20 protein-coding genes and 1 pseudogene are annotated in these 21,461 nt (G+C 71.3%); 14 read left to right on the top strand and 7 right to left on the bottom strand.

Going from position 1 to position 21,461, the window contains the following annotated elements:
- The first annotated feature begins 18 nt into the window (after positions 1-18).
- The gene (lysA, locus tag IE317_RS34515; protein ID WP_191315570.1) at positions 19-1,362 is read left to right on the top strand and encodes a diaminopimelate decarboxylase; all 1,344 of its coding nucleotides are present in this window, start codon (positions 19-21) and stop codon (positions 1,360-1,362) included.
- Here lysA and IE317_RS34510 read toward each other — a convergent pair.
- Complete coding sequence (locus IE317_RS34510) at positions 1,340-2,890, bottom strand: APC family permease (protein ID WP_191315569.1); 1,551 nt, start codon at positions 2,888-2,890, stop codon at positions 1,340-1,342. The genes lysA and IE317_RS34510 overlap by 23 nt on opposite strands.
- Positions 2,891-3,154: 264 nt before the next feature.
- Here IE317_RS34510 and IE317_RS34505 point away from each other — a divergent pair, with 264 nt between their 5' ends.
- Positions 3,155-3,631, top strand: a complete 477-nt coding sequence (locus IE317_RS34505) for an Lrp/AsnC family transcriptional regulator (RefSeq protein ID WP_191315568.1) — start codon at positions 3,155-3,157, stop codon at positions 3,629-3,631.
- Between the two features lie 44 nt (positions 3,632-3,675).
- On the opposite strand, the gene helR is transcribed toward IE317_RS34505, so the two are convergent.
- A complete protein-coding gene (helR, locus tag IE317_RS34500; protein ID WP_268246937.1) occupies positions 3,676-5,880 on the bottom strand; it encodes an RNA polymerase recycling motor ATPase HelR in 2,205 nt (734 codons plus the stop codon).
- A 101-nt stretch (positions 5,881-5,981) separates the two neighbouring features.
- A complete protein-coding gene (locus IE317_RS34495; protein WP_191315566.1) occupies positions 5,982-7,799 on the bottom strand; it encodes a LamG-like jellyroll fold domain-containing protein in 1,818 nt (605 codons plus the stop codon).
- A gap of 79 nt (positions 7,800-7,878) precedes the next feature.
- On the opposite strand from IE317_RS34495, the gene IE317_RS34490 reads away from it, so the two are divergent.
- A complete protein-coding gene (locus IE317_RS34490; RefSeq protein ID WP_191315565.1) occupies positions 7,879-8,271 on the top strand; it encodes a VOC family protein in 393 nt (130 codons plus the stop codon).
- On the opposite strand, the gene IE317_RS34485 is transcribed toward IE317_RS34490, so the two are convergent.
- The 3 genes from IE317_RS34485 to IE317_RS34475 form a co-directional block, all read right to left on the bottom strand.
- On the bottom strand, positions 8,247-8,729 hold the full coding sequence (locus IE317_RS34485) for a DUF6328 family protein (protein WP_191315564.1): 483 nt from the start codon (positions 8,727-8,729) through the stop codon (positions 8,247-8,249). The genes IE317_RS34490 and IE317_RS34485 overlap by 25 nt on opposite strands.
- Positions 8,730-8,829: 100 nt before the next feature.
- Positions 8,830-10,743: a DUF2339 domain-containing protein gene (locus tag IE317_RS34480; protein WP_229903054.1), complete on the bottom strand. Its 1,914-nt coding sequence runs from the start codon at positions 10,741-10,743 to the stop codon at positions 8,830-8,832.
- A gap of 59 nt (positions 10,744-10,802) precedes the next feature.
- A complete protein-coding gene (locus tag IE317_RS34475; protein ID WP_191315562.1) occupies positions 10,803-11,768 on the bottom strand; it encodes a Gfo/Idh/MocA family protein in 966 nt (321 codons plus the stop codon).
- Positions 11,769-11,871: 103 nt separating this feature from the next.
- On the opposite strand from IE317_RS34475, the gene dusB reads away from it, so the two are divergent.
- Complete coding sequence (gene dusB / locus IE317_RS34470; RefSeq protein ID WP_191315561.1) at positions 11,872-13,011, top strand: tRNA dihydrouridine synthase DusB; 1,140 nt, start codon at positions 11,872-11,874, stop codon at positions 13,009-13,011.
- Here the strand turns inward: dusB and IE317_RS34465 are convergent.
- A complete protein-coding gene (locus tag IE317_RS34465; protein WP_191315560.1) occupies positions 12,932-13,333 on the bottom strand; it encodes a hypothetical protein in 402 nt (133 codons plus the stop codon). The two genes, dusB and IE317_RS34465, sit on opposite strands and share 80 nt — an antisense overlap.
- Before the next feature lie 109 nt (positions 13,334-13,442).
- Here IE317_RS34465 and IE317_RS34460 point away from each other — a divergent pair, with 109 nt between their 5' ends.
- From IE317_RS34460 to IE317_RS44780, 10 genes and pseudogenes are all read left to right on the top strand, one after another.
- Positions 13,443-14,096 (top strand): VC0807 family protein, encoded by a 654-nt coding sequence (locus IE317_RS34460; RefSeq protein ID WP_191315559.1) that lies wholly within the window; start codon positions 13,443-13,445, stop codon positions 14,094-14,096.
- 32 nt (positions 14,097-14,128) lie between these two features.
- Positions 14,129-14,821, top strand: coding sequence for a GntR family transcriptional regulator (locus IE317_RS34455; protein ID WP_191315558.1), 693 nt, complete (start codon positions 14,129-14,131; stop codon positions 14,819-14,821).
- A complete protein-coding gene (locus IE317_RS34450) occupies positions 14,818-15,813 on the top strand; it encodes an ADP-ribosylglycohydrolase family protein (protein ID WP_191315557.1) in 996 nt (331 codons plus the stop codon). Before IE317_RS34455 ends, IE317_RS34450 begins: the two co-directional genes overlap by 4 nt.
- The gene (locus tag IE317_RS34445) at positions 15,810-16,685 is read left to right on the top strand and encodes a PfkB family carbohydrate kinase (protein ID WP_191315556.1); all 876 of its coding nucleotides are present in this window, start codon (positions 15,810-15,812) and stop codon (positions 16,683-16,685) included. Before IE317_RS34450 ends, IE317_RS34445 begins: the two co-directional genes overlap by 4 nt.
- Positions 16,682-18,115, top strand: coding sequence for a purine-cytosine permease family protein (locus IE317_RS34440; RefSeq protein WP_191315555.1), 1,434 nt, complete (start codon positions 16,682-16,684; stop codon positions 18,113-18,115). The genes IE317_RS34445 and IE317_RS34440 overlap by 4 nt, the downstream gene beginning before the upstream one ends.
- On the top strand, positions 18,112-18,642 hold the full coding sequence (locus IE317_RS34435) for a cysteine hydrolase family protein (RefSeq protein WP_191315554.1): 531 nt from the start codon (positions 18,112-18,114) through the stop codon (positions 18,640-18,642). Before IE317_RS34440 ends, IE317_RS34435 begins: the two co-directional genes overlap by 4 nt.
- A 10-nt stretch (positions 18,643-18,652) precedes the next feature.
- Positions 18,653-19,486 carry an alpha/beta fold hydrolase gene (locus IE317_RS34430; protein ID WP_191315553.1) on the top strand — a complete coding sequence of 278 codons (834 nt, stop codon included), beginning with the start codon at positions 18,653-18,655 and terminating at the stop codon, positions 19,484-19,486.
- Between the two features lie 86 nt (positions 19,487-19,572).
- Entirely contained in the window at positions 19,573-20,136 is a 564-nt protein-coding gene (gene idi / locus IE317_RS34425; protein WP_191315552.1) for an isopentenyl-diphosphate Delta-isomerase, read from the top strand.
- Between the two features lie 120 nt (positions 20,137-20,256).
- The gene (locus tag IE317_RS34420) at positions 20,257-20,931 is read left to right on the top strand and encodes a GGDEF domain-containing protein (RefSeq protein ID WP_191315622.1); all 675 of its coding nucleotides are present in this window, start codon (positions 20,257-20,259) and stop codon (positions 20,929-20,931) included.
- A gap of 221 nt (positions 20,932-21,152) precedes the next feature.
- A pseudogene (locus tag IE317_RS44780) lies at positions 21,153-21,461 on the top strand (LCP family protein); the annotation flags it as partial.

Genomic DNA, 21,461 nt, shown 5'->3' with positions numbered 1-21,461 from the left:
TGATGCCCGGAGGCACCCGTGACGCTCAGCGAGCTTCTTCCCAGCCTCGGCTGCGAAGCCGCCGATCACCTCGAGCCAGGAGTCTGGCCGCGAAGCACCCGAATCGGCGAGGACGGCGAGCTGCTCTTCGCCGGCGCGCCGGTCAGCCACCTCGCCGCCCGCTTCGGGACGCCGTCGTACCTCATCGACGAGCAGCAGGTCCGCGACACCGCCCGTGAGTACCGCGAAGCGCTGCCGGACGTCGAAGTCGCGTACGCGAGCAAGGCGCTCTGTACGCGGGCCGTACTGCGCTGGATCGCCGAAGCGGGGTTGTCGCTCGACACCTGCTCCGCCGGCGAAATCGCCGTCGCACGCTCGGTCGGCTTCCCCGCGGAGCGCATGCTGCTGCACGGCAACGCGAAGACGCCCGAAGACCTGAAGGCGGCGCTCAGCTACGGCGTCCGGCGGATCGTGGTCGACTCGCTCGACGAGATCGAGCAGCTCGGCGCGCTCGCCCACGGCGCTCAGCAGGTGATGATCCGAGTGACGCCGGGTGTTGCGGCCGGGGCCCACGCGGCCATCAGCACCGGCACCGAAGGCCAGAAGTTCGGCTTCTCGCTCCTCGACGGCGTCCCCGACAACGTCGACGCCGCCGTCGAAGCCGTGAAGCGACAACCCGGGTTGCGGCTCCAAGGCCTGCACTGCCACATCGGCTCCCAGGTGACCAGGGTCGACCGGTACGAGGCGGCCGCGCGGCGGATGGCCGAGGTGCTCGTCCGGATCCGCGACACCCACGGCGTCACGCCGCGGGAGCTGGATCTCGGCGGCGGGCACGCGGTCCCGTACGTCGGCGGCGAGCCCGCGTTCGACCTCGGCGGCTACTCGCGGCGCCTGCGGGTGGCACTGGCGTACGAATGCGCGGCGCACGGCTTTCCGCTGCCCCGCCTGACGATCGAGCCCGGCCGGGCGCTCGTCGGGCCGGCCGGGATCACGGTCTACCGGGTCTGCGCGGTCAAACGCGGCAGCCGCACGTTCGTCGCGGTCGACGGCGGCATGAGCGACAACGCGCGCCCGTCCCTCTACGGCGCCCGCTACACCACACGCCTGGTGGGACGGCGGTCGAAGGCGCAGCGCGTGCCGATGACCGTGGTCGGCAGGCACTGCGAAGCCGGGGACGTCCTCGCTGACGGCATCAACCTGCCCGCCGACCTGCACGTCGGCGACCTCCTGGCCGTCCCGTGCACCGGCGCGTACCACCACTCGCTGGCGTCGAACTACAACCAGGTCGGCCGCCCGCCACTGGTCGGCGTCCGCGACGGCGTCGCGACGCTGCTGGTGCGCCGCGAGACTGAGGAGGACCTCAGCCGGCGTGATCTGGGGTGACGATGCTGTCGCCGCCGCGCGGCACGACCCCGCGCGGCAGGCGGCGGCCGGCGAAGAACTCCCGGCAGGCCCGGTGCACCGCGAACATCAGCGGCACCCCGAGCACGATCGACACCACGCCGATCACCGCGACACCGCCGATGCCGAACACCGTCGTCTCGCCCGCGTCCGGCCGCGCGTACTCGATCAGCGCGAACACCAGCACGGCCAGGAAGAACACGCCGCCGGCGAACGGCAGCAGCCCGCGCAGCACGAAGTTGCGCACGCTCGCGAACAGCGTCCGGCGGAACACCCAGACGCACGCCAGCGCCGTCATCGTGTATTCGATCGCGATGGTCAAGCCGACCGCGTCCACCGAGTCGGACAGCACGTTGTCGCTGACCAGCGCCAGGAGCACGTACACGGCCAGCGAGACCAGCCCGAACGCCCAGGTCGCCACGGTCGGCGTCCGGAACCGCGGGTGCACGCGCCCGAAGACGCGCGGCAGGGCGCCGTGGCTGGCCATCGACAACGTCGTGCGCGCGGCCGGCATGATCGTCGCCTGGCTGGTCGCCGCGCCGCTGGTCAGCACGGACACGATCAGCAGCACGCCGAGGACCTTGCCGGTCGTCCCGTCGCCGAACACCGCGCCGCCCAGGCCGGCCAGGACGTCCTCGGAGTTGGCCTCGTTGGCCAGGCCGATTCCCTCGCTGCCCACCCCGGCGAAGGCGAGCGCGGCGACCGTCACGAGCAGGTAGTTCAGCACCAGCAACACCGTCGAAAGCACCGCCGCGCGGCCCGGCGCCCGGCGCGGATCGGCCGACTCCTCGTTGACCGATAGCGAGCTTTCCCAGCCCCAGTAGATGAACACGGCCAGCAGCACCGCCGAAACCGCGGTGGCGGCCGAGACCCCGCCCGGCCACAGCCAATCGAGCTTCGGCAGCGACGCCTGCGGCCCGGCCGTGCCGTCGAAGACGCGGACCAGCGCGACGACCGAGAAGAGCACCAGGACGGCGAGTTCCACGCCGAGCAGGATCCACTGCGCCCGCGCGGACACCTCGATGCCACGGTGGCAGAGCCAGCACAGCGCCAGCAGCCAGGCGGCCCCGATCGCCGTCGTCACCCATCGGTTGTCCGCGGCTCCGGACGCGCCGAACAGCAAAAGCGTGTACCGGCCGGTCAGTGCGGACTGGCTGCTCATCACCAGCAGCTGCGCGACCGTGACGACCCAGCCGGTGAACCACCCGGCGTGCGGGCCGAACGCGCGGGAGGCCCAGGTGAAGTTGGTGCCGCAGTCGGGTTCCGCGGTGTTCAGCTCGCGGAAGGCGAAGGCGACGAACAGCACCGGCACGAACGACAGCAGCACGAACGCGGCCGCCTTGAACCCGGTGCCGGCCAGCACGATCAGCCCCAGCGTGGCCGCGATGGAGTACGCCGGCGCCGTCGACGACATCCCGATGACCATCGACGACACCATGCCCAGCGCGCCGCCGCGCAGCCCCTTCGCGGGAACGGCGGGTGCGACGCCGAGCGCCACGGCCTCCGACATGCGTTGGTCCTCCTGGGGTTGCTTCGGACGAGAGAGCCGCCAGACGGTACCTGGCGCGAACCCGGATGGACGTACGGCTGTGCGCGGGCGCACAAAACCGCCTCGGAAAGCCTCGTCAGTTTCGCCTCCGGCCACCGATTCCTCGGCTGAGCGCGGCGTGCACGTCGAATCGCGCGAAGCTGGCGCGGAGGGCTCGCTTTCTCCGCAGGTCTCGATACGCTGCGCACTTGACAAATCACATGCCGAAACACAGGGAGGGACGGCATGGGTGACGAAACACGTGCGCGCGCGCTGGACAATACGGACAGATCGCTGATCGACCTGCTCCAGAAGGACGGCCGGGCCTCGTTCACCGCGCTCGCCAAGGCGGTCGGCCTTTCGGAGGGAGCAGTCCGCCAGCGCGTGCAGCGGCTGCTGCGCGACGACCTGATGCAGATCGTCGCGGTGACCGACCCCGCCAACGTGGACCTGACGCGCCAGGCCATGGTCGGCATCAACGTCGACGGCGTCGATCCCCGCGATGTCGCCGACAAGCTGTCCGAGCTGACGAACGTGCACTACGTCGTGCTCTGCGCCGGGCGGTACGACCTGCTGGCCGAGCTGGTCTGCCGGGACGACGACCACATGCTGGAAGTGCTCGGCGAAGAGGTGCGCAAGATCCCGGGCGTCTCCGGGACCGAGCTGTTCGTGTACCTGAAGCTGGCCAAGCAGAACTACTCCTGGGGCCGGCTCACGGCCTAGCGGTGCGGGGATGACGGGTACCGCCGCCCGCCACCCCCTGCTCGCTACAGGAATCGCCGGTGCCCGGACCTCGCGGGCACCCCGGCCTCGGCGAGGCCGGTCAGCGCCGCCGGGAGCGGATCCCGGTGCAGCACCCCGAGGCGCTGCGTGGCGCGCGTGAGCGCGACGTAGAGCTCGGCCGCGCCGCGCGGGCCCGCGGCCAGGATCCGCTCCGGCTCGACCACGAGCACGGCGTCGAACTCCAGTCCTTTGGCCGCCGCGGCCGGGATCGTTCCCGGGACACCCGGCGGACCGAGCACGACACTGGTGCCTTCTCGCCCGGCCTCGTCGCGGACGAAGTCGTCGATGGCGTCCGCGAGCTCGTCGTCCGCCACTCGTCTGGACCACGGCCGGGTCCCGCACGCGCGCACCGATTCCGGCGCCCGCGCGTCCGGCGCGAACCGCGCCAGCAGCGCGCCCGCGACGGTCATGATCTCCGCCGGCGTCCGGTAGTTCACGGTCAGCTCGCGGTACAGCCAGCGGTCGCCGACGTACGGCGCGAACACCGGGCCCCACGCCGTTGCCCCGGCCGCCGAACGGCGCTGGGCGAGGTCGCCGACGACCGTGAACGACCGGCTCGGGCACCGCCGCATCAGCACCCGCCAGTCCATTTCGGACAGTTCCTGGGCCTCGTCGACGACGACGTGCCCGTACGTCCAGTCCCGGTCCGCGGCCGCCCGCTCGGCGAGGTCGCGGTGGTCGCGCTCGACGAACCGCTCGGCCAGGTCTTCGGCGTCCAGCAGGTCCTCGGCGACCAGCTGGACGTCCTCGTCGAGCTCTTCGGTGTCCAGCTTCATCAGCTCCATGACGCCGGAGGCGTACTCGGCTTCTGCTTCGGCCCGCTGCCGCGCGGCCGCGCGTTCCTCGGCGTCGTCCCGGCCGAGCAGATCGACCAGCTCGTCGAGCAACGGCACGTCGGACACGGTCCAGGCGGCGCCGTCCGCGCGGAACAACACCGGATCGGCGCCGGCGGCCTCGAGCCGGCGCGGCGACATGTACAGCGGCGCCAGCAGCGACTCCGGCGTCAGGTACGGCCACAGCTCGTCGAGCGCGGCGCCGAGCGCTTCGTGCGCCGCGAGCTCGTCGAGGACGTCGGCGCGCAGGTCCGCCCACAGCATGCGGTCCGCCGGGGTGAGCCAGCCCTCGCCGATCTTGGCCACGACCCGATCGGCGACGAGCTCGACGGCGTGCCGCCGGAAGACCGCGCGGGCTTCGTTGTGCGGCAAACCGGTCTCGCGCGCTTTGAGCCGGGCCTCGGCCACGAGGTCGGCGTCGAGCGCCACGACGACGTCACCCAGGTCGATCGGCACCGGCTCCGCGGGCAGCTGCTGCCGGTCGGCGATCGCCGCTTCCAGCACGTCGAGGACCTCCAGCGATCCCTTGAGCCGCGCCACCTCCGGCCGGTCCTCGGCCGTGACGCGCAGCCCGGGGACGAGCCCGCCGGTGGTCGTGAAGACGACGTCCGACTCGCCGAGCGAGGGCAGCACGCGGCCGATGTGGTCGAGGAACAACGGGCTCGGGCCGACCACGAGCACGCCGCTGCGCGACATCCGCTCGCGCCGCGTGTAGAGCAGGTACGCCACCCGGTGCAGGGCGACCGCCGTCTTGCCGGTGCCGGGGCCGCCCTCGACCACCAGCACGCCCGCGTGGCCGAGGCGGATGATCTCGTCCTGCTCGGCCTGGATGGTCGCGACGATGTCCCGCATGCCCTCGCCGCGGGGCGCGCTGACGGCTGCGAGCAGGGCCGCGTCCCCCCGTTCGGCGTCCCCGGGGCGACCCAGGACTTCGTCGGTGAAATCGAGGACGCGACGGCCCATCGTGTGGAACTGACGGCGGCGGCGCATGTTTTCCGGCCGCGCCGCGGTGGCGACGTAGAACGGCCGCGCCGCCGGGGCCCGCCAATCCAGCAGGAACGGTTCGTAGTCGTTTTCCGCGTCGAAGAGCCCGATTCGGCCGATGTAGCTGGTTTCGCCCGAAAGGGCGTCCAACCGGCCGAAGCACAGACCGTTGTCGGCGACGTCCAGCCGGGCCGCCTCCCGCGACCGGCAGCGGACGTCGTCCTCCCGTTCTCCCGGCGTCGCCTCGGTTTGCCCGAGTGCGCTGTGGTACCGGGCCTGCGCCGCCGCGCGCTCGCGGTCGAGCCGCTCGTACAGCGCGGCGACGTAGGCCCGTTCTTCCCGCAATTCCTCGTCGTACCCCTGGTTTGACAAGTTCCCCTCACAGCGGTTAGACTCATATCAGGTTCGGCGATCGCTCCTGGTGTTTCCGGAGAGCACGCCGATTTTTTATTGTCCACCCGCTGTCAAGGGGCTCAGCCCAGCATGAATTCACGCGGGTTCAGCGGCCGCCCCACCACCCGCACGTCACCCAGCAGCCCCGCGAAACTGCGGTCGACCTTCCCGCCGTAGGACGACGCACCGACCAGCCACGGCCCGCCCGGATCGGCGAGCCCGACCGCGGGCGTGGCCGGGTTCCGGACCACCGGGCAGCCGTCGACGTACATCGTCGTCCGCCGTCCGTCGTTGACCACCGCCACGTGCCACCACTTCTCCACCGGCAGCTCGTGGCCCCAGTTGGTCGACGTCCGGTTCTGGTTCAGCGGGTACACCGCCCACTGCAGCTCGCCACCGTCCGAAAGGGACAGTGTGGCCGCCGACTCCTGCGGGTCGTCGCCGGTCTTGCCCGCGGCCGCGCCGCTGCCCTGCCGCGCGAACAGGCCGCACCAGCCGTGGTGGCCGTCCTTGAAGTTCGCCGGCAGCCGGAAGAAGGCCTCGACGGTGTAGCCGCGCTCGAACTCGAGCTTGTTGATCGGCGCCGTGTCGACCGTGCGCAGGTAGGCGCCGCGGCTGGGATCACGCTGTCCGTCGAACCGCAGGCTCCCCCGCGACGGCTGCCGCGGCGAGAACTCGCTCGAATACTTGAGCGCGTCGGGGCCACTGCCGGGTGCGGTGACGCGCGTGAGGTCGTTGCCGCCGCCGGTCTGGTCGCGCACGACGACGTCGTCCGGCACCGCCTTGCCGTCCTGGCCGCCTTCGAAGCGCCAGTACGCGACGGTGCCCGGGATCAGCAGCTGCTTCGCCGGGCGTCCGGGCGGGACCGGCACCGGCGCGAAGCCCTTGAACCGTTCGGCGAAGTCGATCTCCAGGCTGAAGTAGTCGGCCGCGCCGCTGCGCTCGACCTCTACCTGCTGCATTTCGCTCAGGTGGTCCTGCGCGGCGAGCCACGGCGAGAACGTCCGGACGTCGATCACGCCGCGCGCGAGGTCGAACTGGTAGAGCCGCACCATCGCGCTGCCGCCGTAGTAGCGGTCCTGGTAGTTCGCGATGTGGACGTGGACGTCGTGCCCGGCGGCGTTCTTGCGGACGGTTCGCCCGGTCGGCCAGTAGTGGCCGTTGAGCGTGAGGAAGATCTGGTCGTTGCCCTGGACGAGGTCCTGCCAGACGTGCTCGCCGAACGTCGAGAACTGGGCCTGGTGGTCGTCGTCGGCCCAGACCAGCTCGTGGATGGTCAGGATCGCCGGCAACGTCGGGTACTGGGCGAGGACCTGCTTCGCCCAGTTCAGGCCGCCCGCCGACGGCCGCCAGTCGAGGGCGAGCAGCAGCCACTCCCGGCCGCCGCCGCGGAAGATGTGGAACGTGTTGTAGCCGTCCTTGGACGCCCCCTTGAACGTCGGCGAGGTGCGCTGGCGCTGCGGGCCGAACGCGTCGAGGTACGGCGACGGGCCGCGCTGGTCGTCCTTCGAGCCGTCGATGTCGTGGTTGCCCGCGAGGGTGCTGTACGGGAACCGGCGGCGGTCGAGCGCCTGGAACGAGCGGCTGATGCGGGCGAACTCGTCCGCCCGGCCGTTCTGGGTGAGATCGCCGAGGTGGGCGAGGAAGACAACGTTGTCGTCCTGCTCTTCGAGGACGTACCGCAGCGAGGCGTCCAGCGGGGCCGCGTCACCGCGGTCCTCGTCGAACAGGTACTGCGTGTCCGGCATGACCACGAGCGTGAAGCGCGGATCTTCGGCGTCCGGGCGGTGCCGGCCGGTGGCTTGGGCGGCGGGCGCGCCGAGGACGTTCGGCAGGGTCGCCGCGGCGGCGACGGCCGGGGCGCCGAGGAGGAAGGTCCGGCGAGAAGTGTCAGTCACGGGCGGGAAGCTACGGGCGGCTTCCGACGACCCCGGCAACTGCTGCCGAACACGGGATGAACAGCGGTACTGTGCCCGCATGAGCGGCCCGCGGGTGTTCCGGTTGATCCAGCCCGTCGACGACATCGAGGTCGCCGTCGCGTTCTACGCCGCCGTCTTCGGCGACCCCGGCGAACGCATCGCGGTCAACCGGCACTACTTCACCTGCGGTGGTGTGGTGCTGGCCTGCGTCGAGGCCCCGGCCGAGCACCGCGAGCCGCGCCCGCAGCGCGACCCGCGGATCGTCTACCTCGCGGTCGAGGACGTCGAGGAGACGTTCGAGCGGGTGCGCGCGGCCGGGCCGCGCTGGGCCGACGACGCGATCGAGACGCAGTTCTGGGGCGAGCGTTCCTTCTACGCCGACGACCCGTTCGGAAACCCGCTCTGCTTCGTCCAAGAGGACACGCTCTACTTGGGCGGCCCCGTCGGCTGAACGTCCCGGTGCACCTGGAACGGCATGACGAACCAGAGGATGCCGAAGATCAGCAGGCAGAGCACGGCCATGATCACCATGGCGATCCCGCCGTAGACGACCTTGGCGATCAGCGCGACCGTCGACGTGATCGCCAGGGCCAGGCAGACCAGTCCCACCAGGACGAGCCGGTTGCCGACGGTCAGGATCCGCTCCCGGCTGCCGGTGCGGAACAGCAGCCGGTGCCACGCCGCGGGCGCGGTCAGCAGGGCCGTGGCCGCCACCGCGAGCGCCACCGCGGACAGGTGCAGCGACTTCTCGAACCCGCTGGCGTCGTGGAACCGGTCGGTGAACACGACCGACAGCAGGAAGCCGAAGAGGATCTGCACCCCGGCCTGCGCGACCCGCAGTTCCTGAAGCAGCTCGCCGAGGTTGCGCTGCAGCTTCTCGTTGCGGGTTTCGCCGGTGTGTTCGGGCACACAGGCACAATAACCGGACACCGGAGCGGCCACACGCCGGGAAATCCGTGACTTTCCCACGAACTCCCGGCGTGCGACCGTCCGAAAAGGACTTGGTGCGCTAGCGCGACGCCACCCGCCGCGCGTACCGCGTCCCGGCCGCCAGCAACACCAGGCCCGCACCGAGGAACGCGCCGACCCTGGCCAGGCCGTCGAGTGCGGCGAGGTCGAACAGCACCAGCTTGAGCACGGCCGCGCCGACCAGGATCAACCCGGTCACCCGCAGCGCGGCGACCTCGATGCCGCGCAGGAGCAGCACGAGCGCCGCGATCGTCCAGGACACGGTGATCAGCGCGTGGCCGAGGAGGAACCCCGTCCGGCCGGGGACGGCCAGCAGCGCCCCGCAGAGCACCACCCCGGCGGCGCCGTAGAGCGCCGCAACCCCGGCGAGCAGCCAGATCGGCAGGTCGTCGGCCGGACCGCGGAACACTGCCAGCCGCGCCGCCGCCCACGGCAGCGCGACCGACACGGCGAGGATCAGCGCGGCGACCACGAGCGCGCCGGTCAGCTCGGCGGCCGGGTGGGGGCGGGGCACGATCAGCAGCGCGGGCGTGACGTCGAAGACCACGCCGAGCAGCCCGCCGATCGCCGCGAACCCGAGCGCGGCGGCGAGCGTGCCCCGGTTGCGCCCGCCGACCGCGGCCACGACCAGCAGCAAGGCCTCGGCGAGCAGCACCCCGGCGCGGGCCGGGCCGTCGAACTGGGTGACCGTCGCCTGCAGGATCGCGACCAGCCCGGCCAGCCCGGCGACCTGCCCGGCGAACCCGGGCCACCAGCGGCGCGCCGCCCAGACGGCGAGCAGCAGGACGCCGGCCCCGGCCGTGATCGGCACCGCCTGCGCCTTCGGGAGCAGCAACGCGGCGACAAGCGCCGGAAGCACAGCGGTGGCCAGCAGCGCGAGCGCCGCGGGGTCGTTCTCGCGACGGCGCAGCACGATCAGCGCGAGCACGACGCCCGTGAGCCCGGCGCCGCCGGCCGCGGCGGTGTTGGCCCAGCTGCCGCCCCCGCCGAGCCACGCCGTGCTGATCACGGAGGCGAGCAGCGGCGGGATACCGGCGGCGAGCGTGAGCGACGACCAGTCGCGGCGCAGCTGCACCGGCGCCGTCGCGAGCTGGACCATCAGCAGGAAGGTGACCAGTTCCGGGGTGAACCCGCCGACGATCATCGGCGCGCACACGACACAGCCGACGACGACGGCGGAGGCCAGCAGCCGCGACGCCCAGCGCACGGCCACCAGCAGCCCGCCGACGGCGACCGCCAGCCCGGCGGCGAGCCCGGCGAGCACCGGCAGGAACTCGTACAGCGACGTCGCGGCGACGACGTCCAGGTAGAGCGTGGCGATCCCGGTGGCGGCCAGCGCGAAGGCCCCGGTGCGGCCGGCGGGCTTGCGGTGCAGCCACACGCCGGTGCCGGTCAGCGCGAGCCCGAACCCGGCGCCGACGAGCACCCGCGGCAGCGGCCCGAGCCAGCCCCGCTGCACGGCGAGCACGAGCAGCAGGACGACGCCGAGCAGCGTCACGGCCCCACCGACCCAGGCGAGCACGCGGCTGCCGGCGCCCTCCTTGCCGAGCTTCTCGCCCAGCGTCTGCCGCGGAACGGGCAAGTAGGGCGACGGCGGGGTGTAGTGCTGCTGCGGCGGGACGTACTGCTGCCGAGGCGGGACGTACTGCTGCTGGGGTGGCGGCTGCCACTGGTACTGCGGCCACGGGACCGACTCGGGCCGCATCGGCCGAGGCTGAGGCTGGGGTTGCGGCTGGGGTTGCGGCTGGGGTTGCGGCTGGGGTTGCGGCTCAGGCTGGGGCTGCGGCTGTGCTTGCGGCGCCGGCTCCGGCTGGGCGGCTTGCTCGGACTCTTCGGCGTCCCGGCGCTCTTCGGCCCGGACGGTCCGCAGTTCGGAACCCACCAGCGCGAGACGACGCCCCAGGTCGTCGATCTCGCCGGCGAGCCGGAGGAGCACATCTGCTTCGGTGGTCATACCGGACAGGGTCACGCACGGCGTCCACCTGCGGATCCGTAGCACTACTCAATCCCGGGTCACGTCCTGGTCGCGGCCAGCACCTCGTCCATGGTCGTCATGATCGAGACGGTCTCGGCCAGCGGCATGAGCGGGCTCTCGGTCTCCCCGGCGGCCAGCCGGAGCGCCACGTCGTCGGCCTGGTGCCGCAGGCCACGGCCCTCATCGACGTATTCGAAGCGGCTCCGTTCGCCTTCACGCGGGATGAAGGTGAAGGAGGCGGGAGCGTAGAAGGGCCCGTCGATCTCGATCCGCGCCTCCGTGCCGACGATCGACGCGGTGGTCGGCGAAACGGCACTCAAGGTGCAGGTCAAGACGGCTTGCGCCCCGCTCGCGTAGCCGAACAACATCGACATCTGGGCATCGACACCGGTGAAAGCGGGCGTCGCCATCGCGGCCACCCGCTCGGGCGCGCCGAGGACCATCGAAGCGAAGGACACGGGGTAGATCCCCAGGTCGAGCAGGGCACCTCCGCCGAGTTCGGGAGCGAACAGCCGGAAGGCGGGATCTTCGGCAAACCACTGCCCATGATCGGCGGCGACGGTGACGATGTCCCCGAGGCGCGGCAGGAGCTCGCGGACGTGCCGGATGTGCGGCAGGAAGCGCGTCCACATGGCTTCCATCAGGAAGAGGTGCTTGGCCCGCGCCAGCTCGACGAGATCGCGCGCCTCATCGGCGTTCATCGTGAACGGCTTCTCGACGAGCACGGGCTTCCCGGCTTCGAGAGCAAGGCGGGCGTTGGCGTGGTGCATCGGATGCGGCGTGGCGACGTAGACGACGTCGACGTCCGGATCGTTCGCGAGGGCTTCGTAGCTGCTGTGGCGGGTAGGGATGCTGAGCTTGTCGGCAAACCGCTCGGCGCTCCCGGCCGAGCGCGATCCGACCGCGGCGACCACGCCGGACTCGGTGAGCTGCAGGTCCTCGGCGAAGGCACCGGCAATCCCGCCGGTGCCCATGATCCCCCAGCGGAGAGGCGCGTTCGTCATACGCCGAACCCTATGCCCGGCCGAAGTACGAGTCGATCACCGCGCGGGCGCGCTGGCGGAGCCAGCCGCCCCCTGGTCGCCGTGATCGACACCACAGGCGACAATGGAGGGCGTGACCGCCACCCTGAGCAAGCCCGCCTTGAAGATCGGCCCCTACGAGGTCGATCCGCCGGTCGTGCTCGCGCCCATGGCCGGCATCACCAACGTCGCCTTCCGGCAGCTGTGCCAGGAGTACGGCGCCGGCATCTACGTGTGCGAGATGATCACCGCCCGCGCCGTCGTCGAACGGCACCCCGGGACCATGCACATGATGACCTTCGGCGAACACGAAAAGCCCAGGTCCATGCAGCTCTACGGGGTGGACCCCAAGACCATGGCCGAGGCCGTCCGGATCATCGTCGGCGAGGGCCTCGCCGACCACGTCGACTCCAACTTCGGCTGCCCCGTCGCGAAGGTGACGCGCAAGGGCGGCGGGGCCGCGCTGCCGTTCAAGCGGAAGCTGTTCGAAGCCATCGTCCGCGAGTCCGTGAAGGCCGCCGGGGACACGCCGTTCACGGTGAAGTTCCGCATCGGCATCGACGACGACCACCACACCTTCCTCGACGCCGGCCGCATCGCCGAAGCCGAGGGCGCGGCCGCCGTCAGCCTGCACGCCCGCACCGCCGCGCAGCGCTACTCCGGCCAGGCCGACTGGACGAAGATCGCCGCCTTGAAGGAGGCCGTGACCAGCATCCCGGTGCTCGGCAACGGCGACATCTTCTCCGCCGCCGACGCCCTGCGCATGGTCGACGAGACCGGTTGCGACGGCGTGGTCGTCGGCCGCGGCTGCCTCGGCCGGCCGTGGCTGTTCGGCGAGCTCGAAGCGGCGTTCCAGGGCCGCCCGCAGCCGACCCCGCCCAACCTCGGCGAGGTCGCGGCGGTGCTCCGCCGCCACACCGAGCTGCTCATCGAGCACGACGGCCACGACAAGGCGATGCGCGACATCCGCAAGCACATGGCCTGGTACCTGATGGGCTTCCCGGTCGGCTCCGAACTCCGCCGCGGCTTCGCGATGCTCTCGTCGATGGACCAGCTCGACGACCTGATCGCCCAGCTCGACCACGACGCACCCTTCCCGGAGGCCGCCACCGGGCCGCGCGGGCGCCAGGGCTCCCCGGGCAAGGTCACGCTGCCACATGGCTGGCTCGACGATCCGGACGACGACTGCGTCCCCGAAGCGGAAGATATGCACTCGGGCGGCTGAGCTGCACCAGGCTCAGGCCGAACAGCAAGACCCCCAGCGGGACGTGCACGGTTTTGACGTGCGCGATCCCGAGGACCACCTGCGCGGTCACGAGCCCCAGGAACACGACCGCGTAGACGATCATCCCCGGCGAGCCCCCGCCCGGCCGCCACACCAGGACCGCGGCCACGACCTGCACCACGGCGACAACCCACACCGTGTACGCCGAAGCGCTGTGCAGGACATGGCCATTCGGGGTGGTCAGCAGCAGCCCGGCGGTGACCGGCGCGAGGAAGACCACCAGCGTCTGCAGCGCGATCGTGCCGCGCAAAAACGTCGTCATGCCTTGTAGACGACGCAGCCGCCCGAATCGTGAGGTCGTGACATCTGTCAGGTCGAAGTCGTGGCGGACGGCATCCCTCCCGAAGTCCTCGCCGCGACAAGCTCATCCCATGACGACGAACCAGCCGGGAAGCGCCCTCCTCAAGACCCTCGCGATCGACATCGCCGTCCCGATCGGCGCCTACTACGCGCTCCACTCGCTCGGCGCGAGCGACTTCGCCGCACTCGCCGCCTCCGGTGTCTTCCCGCTGGCCCGGACGCTCTTCCAGTTCGCCAAGGACCGCACGATCAACAGCCTCGCCCTGGTCGTCCTGGTCACGAACGTCGTCGGCATGCTGCTCACCTTCGTCACCGGCGACGCCCGGATGATGATCGCCAAGGACTCGCTCGGCAGCGGCATCACCGGCCTGGTCATCCTCGCCTCGGCCTTCACCGCGGCCCCGATCATGACCAAGACCATGCGGCCCTTCCTGACCCGCGGCAAGGCCGAAAACGAAGCGGCGTGGGAACGTCTCGGCGGCAACCACACCTTCAACGCCATCCTGCGGCGCTGCAGCGTAATCTGGGGGATCGGCTTCGCGCTGGAGAGCGCGGTTCGCATCGTCGGCGCGTTCACGCTGCCCGTCTCGACCATGGTGTGGCTCAGCACCACCATCTTCGCGGTCGCCTTCGCGGTGATCATGGTCGTCTCCGGCAAGGTCGCCGAGAAGGCGGGCAAGATGATCGCCGCCGAGGCTCAGGCTCGCTCACTCGTGGCGGCTTGACCTGCGACAACGCCGGGTGTACAGGTGTGGACATGTACAGCAAGCGGCAGCAGCTGGTCGGTGACCTCACCGACCTGATCCGCTCCGGGCGCCTCGCCCACGGCGAACGCCTGCCCGGCGAGCACCAGCTCGCCCTGCAGTACCAGGTCAGCCGCGGCACCGTCCGCAGCGCGCTGTCCGAGCTCCAGCAGCTCGAGCTCATCTCCACCCAGGCCGGGGTCGGTTCGTTCGTCACCTTCGACGGCGTCCAGCTCGACCAGCGGATCGGCTGGGCCCGCGCCCTCGCCGACGCCGGTGCGCCGGTCACCACCGAAGTGCTCGGCATCGAGACCGTCGAAGACGTCGCGCTCGAAGAGGAATTCGGCGAGCGGGCCTACGTCGCCGTGCGGCGGTTGCGGCGGGAGCACGACCGCGGGATCTCGCTCGAAACCGCCACCGTGCCCGCCGCCGGCCCGCTCGCCGACCTCCCCGTGACCGGCCTGCAGGACGGCTCCCTGACCAAGACCCTCGAAGCCGCCGGGCGGATCTCCGTCGGCGGCGACCAGTGGATCAGCACCGAACGCCTCGACGCCTGCGCCGCCGAAGTCCTCGGCCGTTCGATCGGCGAGCTCTTCCTCCGCGCCGAGCGCACCTCGGTCGACATCGAAGGACGGCTCGTCGAACGCGTCGTCAGCCTGCTGGACCCGGACCGGTTCCAGTTCCACCTCACCTTCGGACACCGATGACCGCGCGGGACCGGGCGCTCGGCGCGTTCACCGGGCTGGCCGTCGGCGACGCGCTCGGCATGCCGACGCAGTCGATGTCGCGCGCCGCCATCGCCGCCACCTACGGGCCGGTCACCGGCCTGCTCACCGCCGCCGCCGAACAGCCGATCGCGCCGTCGATGCCCGCCGGCTCGGTCACCGACGACACCGAGCAGGCCGTCCTGCTGGCCCGGCTGCTCATCGACGGCCGCGGCGTCGTCGAGCCGCACGTCTTCGCCGACGCGCTGCTGATCTGGGAGGCCGACATGGTCCGCCGCGGCTCCGCGGACCTGCTCGGGCCGTCCACCAAACGCGCGCTCGCCCGGCTCCAGGACGGCGTCCCGGCCGACGAAGCCGGCCGCACCGGCACCACCAACGGCGCCGCCATGCGGGTCACCCCGGTCGGCATCGCGACGCCGTCGGACGACCTGCACCGGCTGGTCGACGCCGTCGTCGCTACCGCGCGGGTCACGCACAACACCAGCCTGGGCATCGCGTCCGCCGCCGCGGTCGCGGCCGCCGTCTCCGCCGGGGTCGACGGCGCTAGCCTGGCCGAAGCGCTCGACGCGGGCGAGCGCGCCGCCGTCGTCGGCGGGGAACGCGGGCACTGGACACCCGGCGGCGAGATCGCCGCCCGGATCCGCTGGGCGCGCGGCTGGGTGCGGGGCATGGCCCCGGCCGCCGTCGCCGACGCGGTCGCGCGGGTCATCGGCACGTCGGTCGCTTCGCAGGAGTCCGTGGTGGCCGCGTTCGCGCTGGCCGAGGCCATGGGCGACGACCCGCCGTCGGCGTTGCGGCTGGCCGCCGGGCTGGGCGGCGACACCGACACCGTCGCCGCGATCTGCGGGGCGATGCTCGGCGCCACGCACGGTGTCGGCGCGTTCCGCCCCGACGTCGTCGAGACCGTGCTCGCCGTCAACCGGCTCGAATTCGGGCCGCTGGTCGACGAACTGCTGAAGCTGCGCCGCCGATGACCGGGCGGCTGGTGCACACCGGGCAGGTCGTCGTCGATCTCGTCATGACGGTACCGGCCTTGCCACCACCCGGCGGTGACGTCCTCGCTTCATCGACGAATCTGTTGCCCGGCGGCGGTTTCAACGTCATGGCGGCCGCCGCGCGTTCCGGGGCGCGCGTGCTTTACGCGGGCAGCCACGGAATCGGCGGCTTCGGCGATCTCGCGCGTGCCGCCCTCGCGGCCGAAGGCATTGCACTGGCCCACGAACCAACGTCCGAAATGGACACTGGTGTCGTCGTCGTGTTGGTGGACGCGACCGGCGAGCGCACCTTTGCGACCGGCACCGGCGCCGAAGGGCGGCTGAGCGCGGAACTGCTCGACCGGATCACCCCAAAGAATGACGACGTCGTGTACGTGAGCGGATACAGTTGGTTGCACGAGATCAATCGCGGGGCCCTCGTCGAGTGGCTGCCCCGTCTTCCCGGCTCGAGGATCCTGTTCGATCCTGGCCCGCTCATCGGTGACATCAACCCTGGAGACCTTCATGACTTGCTGTCCACAGTAGACATACTGAGTTGCACCGCCCGCGAAGCCGAGGTGCTGGGCGAGCTGCCGCCCGTCGCCGTCGTCCGCGAGGGCGCGAAAGGCTGTCGTGTCCACGAAAACGGCCGGATCACCGACGTGCCCGGGTTTCCGGTCGACGTCGTGGACACCACCGGCGCCGGCGACACGCACTGCGGCGTGCTGGCCGCGGAGCTGTTGCGCGGCAGTACCGTCCTCGACGCCGCCGTGCGCGCGAACGCGGCGGCCGCGCTTTCGGTGACCCGGCGCGGCCCGGCGACCGCGCCGGGGCGGGAAGAGATCGACCGACTGGTGGAGGCCATGCGATGACCGGTACCCGCAGGCTCGAGGTGGAGACCAACGGCCTCGACGTGATCGACGACGCCGAGCGGCGCGGGCGCCCGCGGCAGCTGTTCTGGCCGTGGTTCGGCGCGAACGTGTCGGTGCTGGGGCTGAGCTACGGCTCGTTCACCCTCGGCTTCGGCATCTCGTTCGGGCAGGCGCTGGTCGCCGGCGTCGTCGGCATCCTGTTCTCGTTCCTGCTGTGCGGGTTCATCGCCATCGCGGGCAAACGCGGGTCGGCGCCGACCATGCTGCTCTCGCGGGCGGCGTTCGGCGTGCGCGGCAACCGGCTGCCGTCGGCGATCTCGTGGCTGCTGACGGTCGGCTGGGAAACCGTGCTCGCGGCGCTGGCGACACTGGCCACGGCAACGGTGTTCGAACGCCTCGGCTGGGGCGGCGGGACGCCGACGAAGGTGGTCGCGCTCGTCGTGGTGGCGGCGCTGACCGTCGCCGCCGGCGTGCTCGGCTTCGACGCGATCATGCGGCTGCAGACGTGGATCACCTGGATCACCGGCGTGCTCACGGTCGTGTACGTGGTCCTTGTGGCCGGTGACGTGCACTGGGCGGCGGTGAGCGCGCTGCCGTCCGGCTCGGCGCAGCAGTGGGTGGGCGCGCTGGTGTTCCTGATGACCGGCTTCGGCCTCGGCTGGGTCAACGCGGCCGCGGACTACTCGCGCTACCTGCCGCGGTCGTCGTCGAGCCGGGGCGTGGTCGGCTGGACGACGTTCGGCGCGTCGGTGGCGCCGGTGGTGCTGCTGGTGTTCGGGCTGCTGCTGGCCGGCTCGTCGCCGGACCTGAACAAGGCGATCGCGGCGGACCCGATCGGCGCGCTGACGACGTTGCTGCCGCTGTGGTTCCTGGTGCCGTTCGCGATCGTCGCGGTGCTCGGCCTGGTCGGCGGCGCGGTGCTGGACATCTATTCATCGGGCCTGGCGCTGCTCTCGGCAGGCCTGCGCATCCCCCGCCCGGCGGCGGCGCTGGTCGACGGTGTGATCATGATCCTCGGCACGATCTACATCGTCTTCTTCGGCGGCGAGTTCCTCGGCCAGTTCCAGGGTTTCCTGGTGACGCTGGGCGTCCCGGTGGCGGCGTGGTGCGGCGTGATGCTCGCGGACGTCCTGCTGCGCCGAGGCAACTACGCCGAGCGCGAGCTGTTCGACCCGGCCGGCCGCTACGGCGACGTCCGGCTCGGCCCGATCGCCCTGGTCCTGGTGGCGACGGCGCTCGGCTGGGGCCTGGTGACGAACACTTCCGCGGAGTGGCTGAAGTGGCAGGGCTACCTCCTGGAACCGTTCGGACTGGGCGGCCGCGAAGGCGCCTGGGCCTTCGCGAACCTCGGCGTCCTGCTGGCACTGGCCCTCGGATTCCTGGTGACATTGCTGACGCGGCGGCGGGTCCGCGAACAGGAGGCGGCGTGAGGAGAATCCTGGCGGTCATCGACCTGCAGAACGTGTTCGCCGACCCGGCAAGCCCGTGGTTCACCCCACGCTTCGCCGAGGTGGTCCCTCCGATCCACCGCCTGGTGACGGCGTTCGGCAACGACGTGGTGTTCACGAGATTCGTCGCCCCCGCACGCCCGGAAGGAGCGTGGAAGCGGTACTACGAACAGTGGCCGTTCGCCCTGCAACCACCGGACGCCCCGCTGTACCAGGTGGTCGGCACGTTCCAGCCATTATCCACAGTGGACGCGACCACGTTCGGCAAGTGGAACCCCCGCATGGCGACCCGCGTCGGTGGCGCGGGCCTGGTGCTGGCGGGCGTCTCGACAGACTGCTGCGTGCTGTCCACAGCCCTGGCAGCAGCCGACGCGGGCGTCGCAGTCACCGTGGCCTCGGACGCCTGCGCGGGCGCGGACGACGAGAGCCACGCGAAGGCGCTGGACATCATGAGGCTGTACGGCCCGCTGGTGCAGGTCGCCACCACGGAGGAGGTGCTCGCGAAGTAGATTCGCCTCCGTGATCGACCACATCAGCATCCCCACCGAGGCCGGCTCCTTCGACGCCATCGCCGCCGGGCCCGAGGACGGGCGGCCCGTGCTGTTGCTGCACGGCTTTCCCGAAGCCGCGATCGAGTGGGAGCACCAGGTCGCCACCCTCGGGGTGCTCGGCTTCCGGGCCGTCGCGCCGGATCAGCGGGGTTACTCGCCGGACGTGCGGCCCGAGCAGGCGAGCGACTACTCCATCGATCACCTCGTCGGGGACGTCGTCGCCATCACCGAAGCGCTGGGGTGGCCCCAGTTCGACCTCGTCGGGCACGACTGGGGTGGCGCCGTGGCCTGGTGGACCGCCGATGCGCACCCGGAACGGCTGCGGAGCCTCGCCGTCGTCTCCACGCCGCACCCCGCCGCGCTCGCCGACGCCATGAAGACCGACGAGGACCAGCACCTGCGGACCCGGTACATGACGGAGTGGCGGCAGACCCGCGTCACCGAGCGGCGGATGCTGGAGAACGACGCCCGCGCGCTGCGGGACATGTTCGAGCGGCGCGTGTCGCCGTCGAAGGTCGACGACTACGTGCAGCGGCTGTCCGAGCCGGGCGCGCTCACCGCCGCCCTCAACTGGTACCGGGCCGGGCGGCCGGGCGGGAAGATCGGCAAGATCGCCGTGCCGACGCTGTACGTCTGGAGCACCGAGGACGTCTCCTTCGGCTCCACCGCCGCGCTCGACACCGCCAACTGGGTCACTGGACCTTACAGGTTCGAGATGCTTGAAGACGTCACGCACTGGGCGCCCGAGGAAGCTCCGGAAGCCGTCACCACGCTGCTCGTGGAGCACCTCCACGCGCGGTGACGGCCCGTCACCCCGCCGGGCGGACTGCGGGTAACCCACCCGCCTCGCGGTACGGCGCGCCACGGCCCGTCGTGTTCACTGGGCACGTGGATACCGCGACCGAACCCGAGACCGAGCAGGTCGTCTTCGTCACCGAAGACGGCGTGCCCACCGGTGAGACCGGCCCGAAGCTGGCCAGCCACCACGAGCACACCCGGTTGCACCTGGCCTTCTCGTGCTACGTCCTGCGGCGCAGCGACAACGCCCTGCTGATCACCCAGCGCGCCCTCCACAAGAAGGTCTGGCCGGGGGTCTGGACCAACAGCGTCTGCGGCCACCCCGCACCCGGCGAATCCCTCGAGGACGCCGTTCTGCGCCGCGCGGACTACGAGCTCGGCTTGCCGTCGCTGTCCGGGTTGCACTGCGTGCTGCCGAAGTACCGCTACCGGACGCCGCCGTTCCAGGGGATCGTCGAGAACGAGTTCTGCCCGGTGTTCGCCGCGTGGGCCGACGTCGAGCCCGCGCCGAACCCGGAGGAGGTCGGCGACTGGCGCTGGATTCCCTGGCTCGACTACACAGAGTTGTTGAACGATGCGACAGCTAATGTGAGTTACTGGGCGAAGGACCAATATGCCCAGCTCAAGGGCATCGAACCGTTCTCCGGACTCTGAACCGAAGACTCCGGAGCGTAACTGCAGCAGTCCCGTTTGAGCGAAATTCATCTTCGTCCGCACCGGTACCTCAAGGGCAACCGCCCCCACGACGACAACCATGGGGTGGTGGAGGTGGGGATGGTCGCCGAGAGCGAGGGCACGCCGGGCCGGACAGCCGGCCCGCAGCCGCCGGACCTGCTCCGCCTGCACGAGGCCATCGCCGACCTCTTCGCCACCCAGGGCGACTGGCGGCGCGCCTACCAGCACCTGCGGTCCGCGCTGGACATCGCCCGCGACGGCAATCTCCGTGACGCGCTGACGTCGAGTTACAACCGCCGCTATCTCGACGAGCGGTTGTACGGACCGTTCACCGATCGTCCGCCGCTGGCGCTCGCCCTGATCGATCTCGACCGCTTCAAGAGCGTCAACGACACGTACGGTCACCTCGTCGGCGACCGCGTCCTGCGCCGGGTCGCCGATCTGCTCCAGCAGAATCTTCCGCCCGGCGGCTTCTGCGCGCGCTACGGCGGCGAGGAGTTCGTCCTGTGGCTGCCCGGGATCGACGCCCGGCGCGCGGTGCGCGTCGTCGAGGACGCCCGGGTGCGCGTGGCCCGTCATCCCTGGTCAGAACTGCAGCCGGGGCTGCGGGTGACCATCAGCGCCGGCCTGGCGCACGAGTCCGGGACACCGCCATCGCCGGAGCGCCAGCTGCGCAGCGCGGACGTTCTGCTTTATGCGGCAAAACGCGCGGGCCGCAACAAAGTCGTCTATCGCGACGCGCAAACGACACAGTTAATGACCCACTCTGAGTAACGCAAAGCCCGCATTACTCCGTCCGCCGACAAGGGGTATCACCCGTTTGTCGACGCACACCGGCCGTTCGTCGACTCAAGGTGAAGAAAATTCCGGGAGGGTGTCGTCACGAACGGGGGGTATCCGTACGATAACGAAAACCTCGGCGGGAACGATCACCTCCTGCGGGGGAAGACGGCCAAGTCGAAGCCACCCCCTTCGAACGCGCGAAAGGAGACCGAGTGCCGGACGAGCTCGACAGCCCGGGAACCGGTCGCCGCCTCGACGGTCCCGCGCGGCCCCGGCCCGGACGGCGCCGGTCGATGGAGGACCAGGGCGGGATCAGCGTTTCGGACGTCGTCGCCAAGACCACCGGTGCCCGTCCGTTGCCGCCCCGCGAGCAGCAGGACCGCTCCGACCAGCCGGGACACCGGGTCCCGCCGGCTTCGCAGCCGCGTGGCCCGAGGTCGGCGCAGACCCCTGCAGACAACCCAGTACCCACGGACGCCACTCGTCAATCGCGCCCGCCCCGCCCGCGTCAGCCGCGCCGC

The organism is Amycolatopsis bullii, assembly GCF_014654205.1.
Lineage (GTDB): Bacteria > Actinomycetota > Actinomycetes > Mycobacteriales > Pseudonocardiaceae > Amycolatopsis > Amycolatopsis plumensis.
This window is presented reverse-complemented; position numbering and strand designations above follow the sequence as displayed.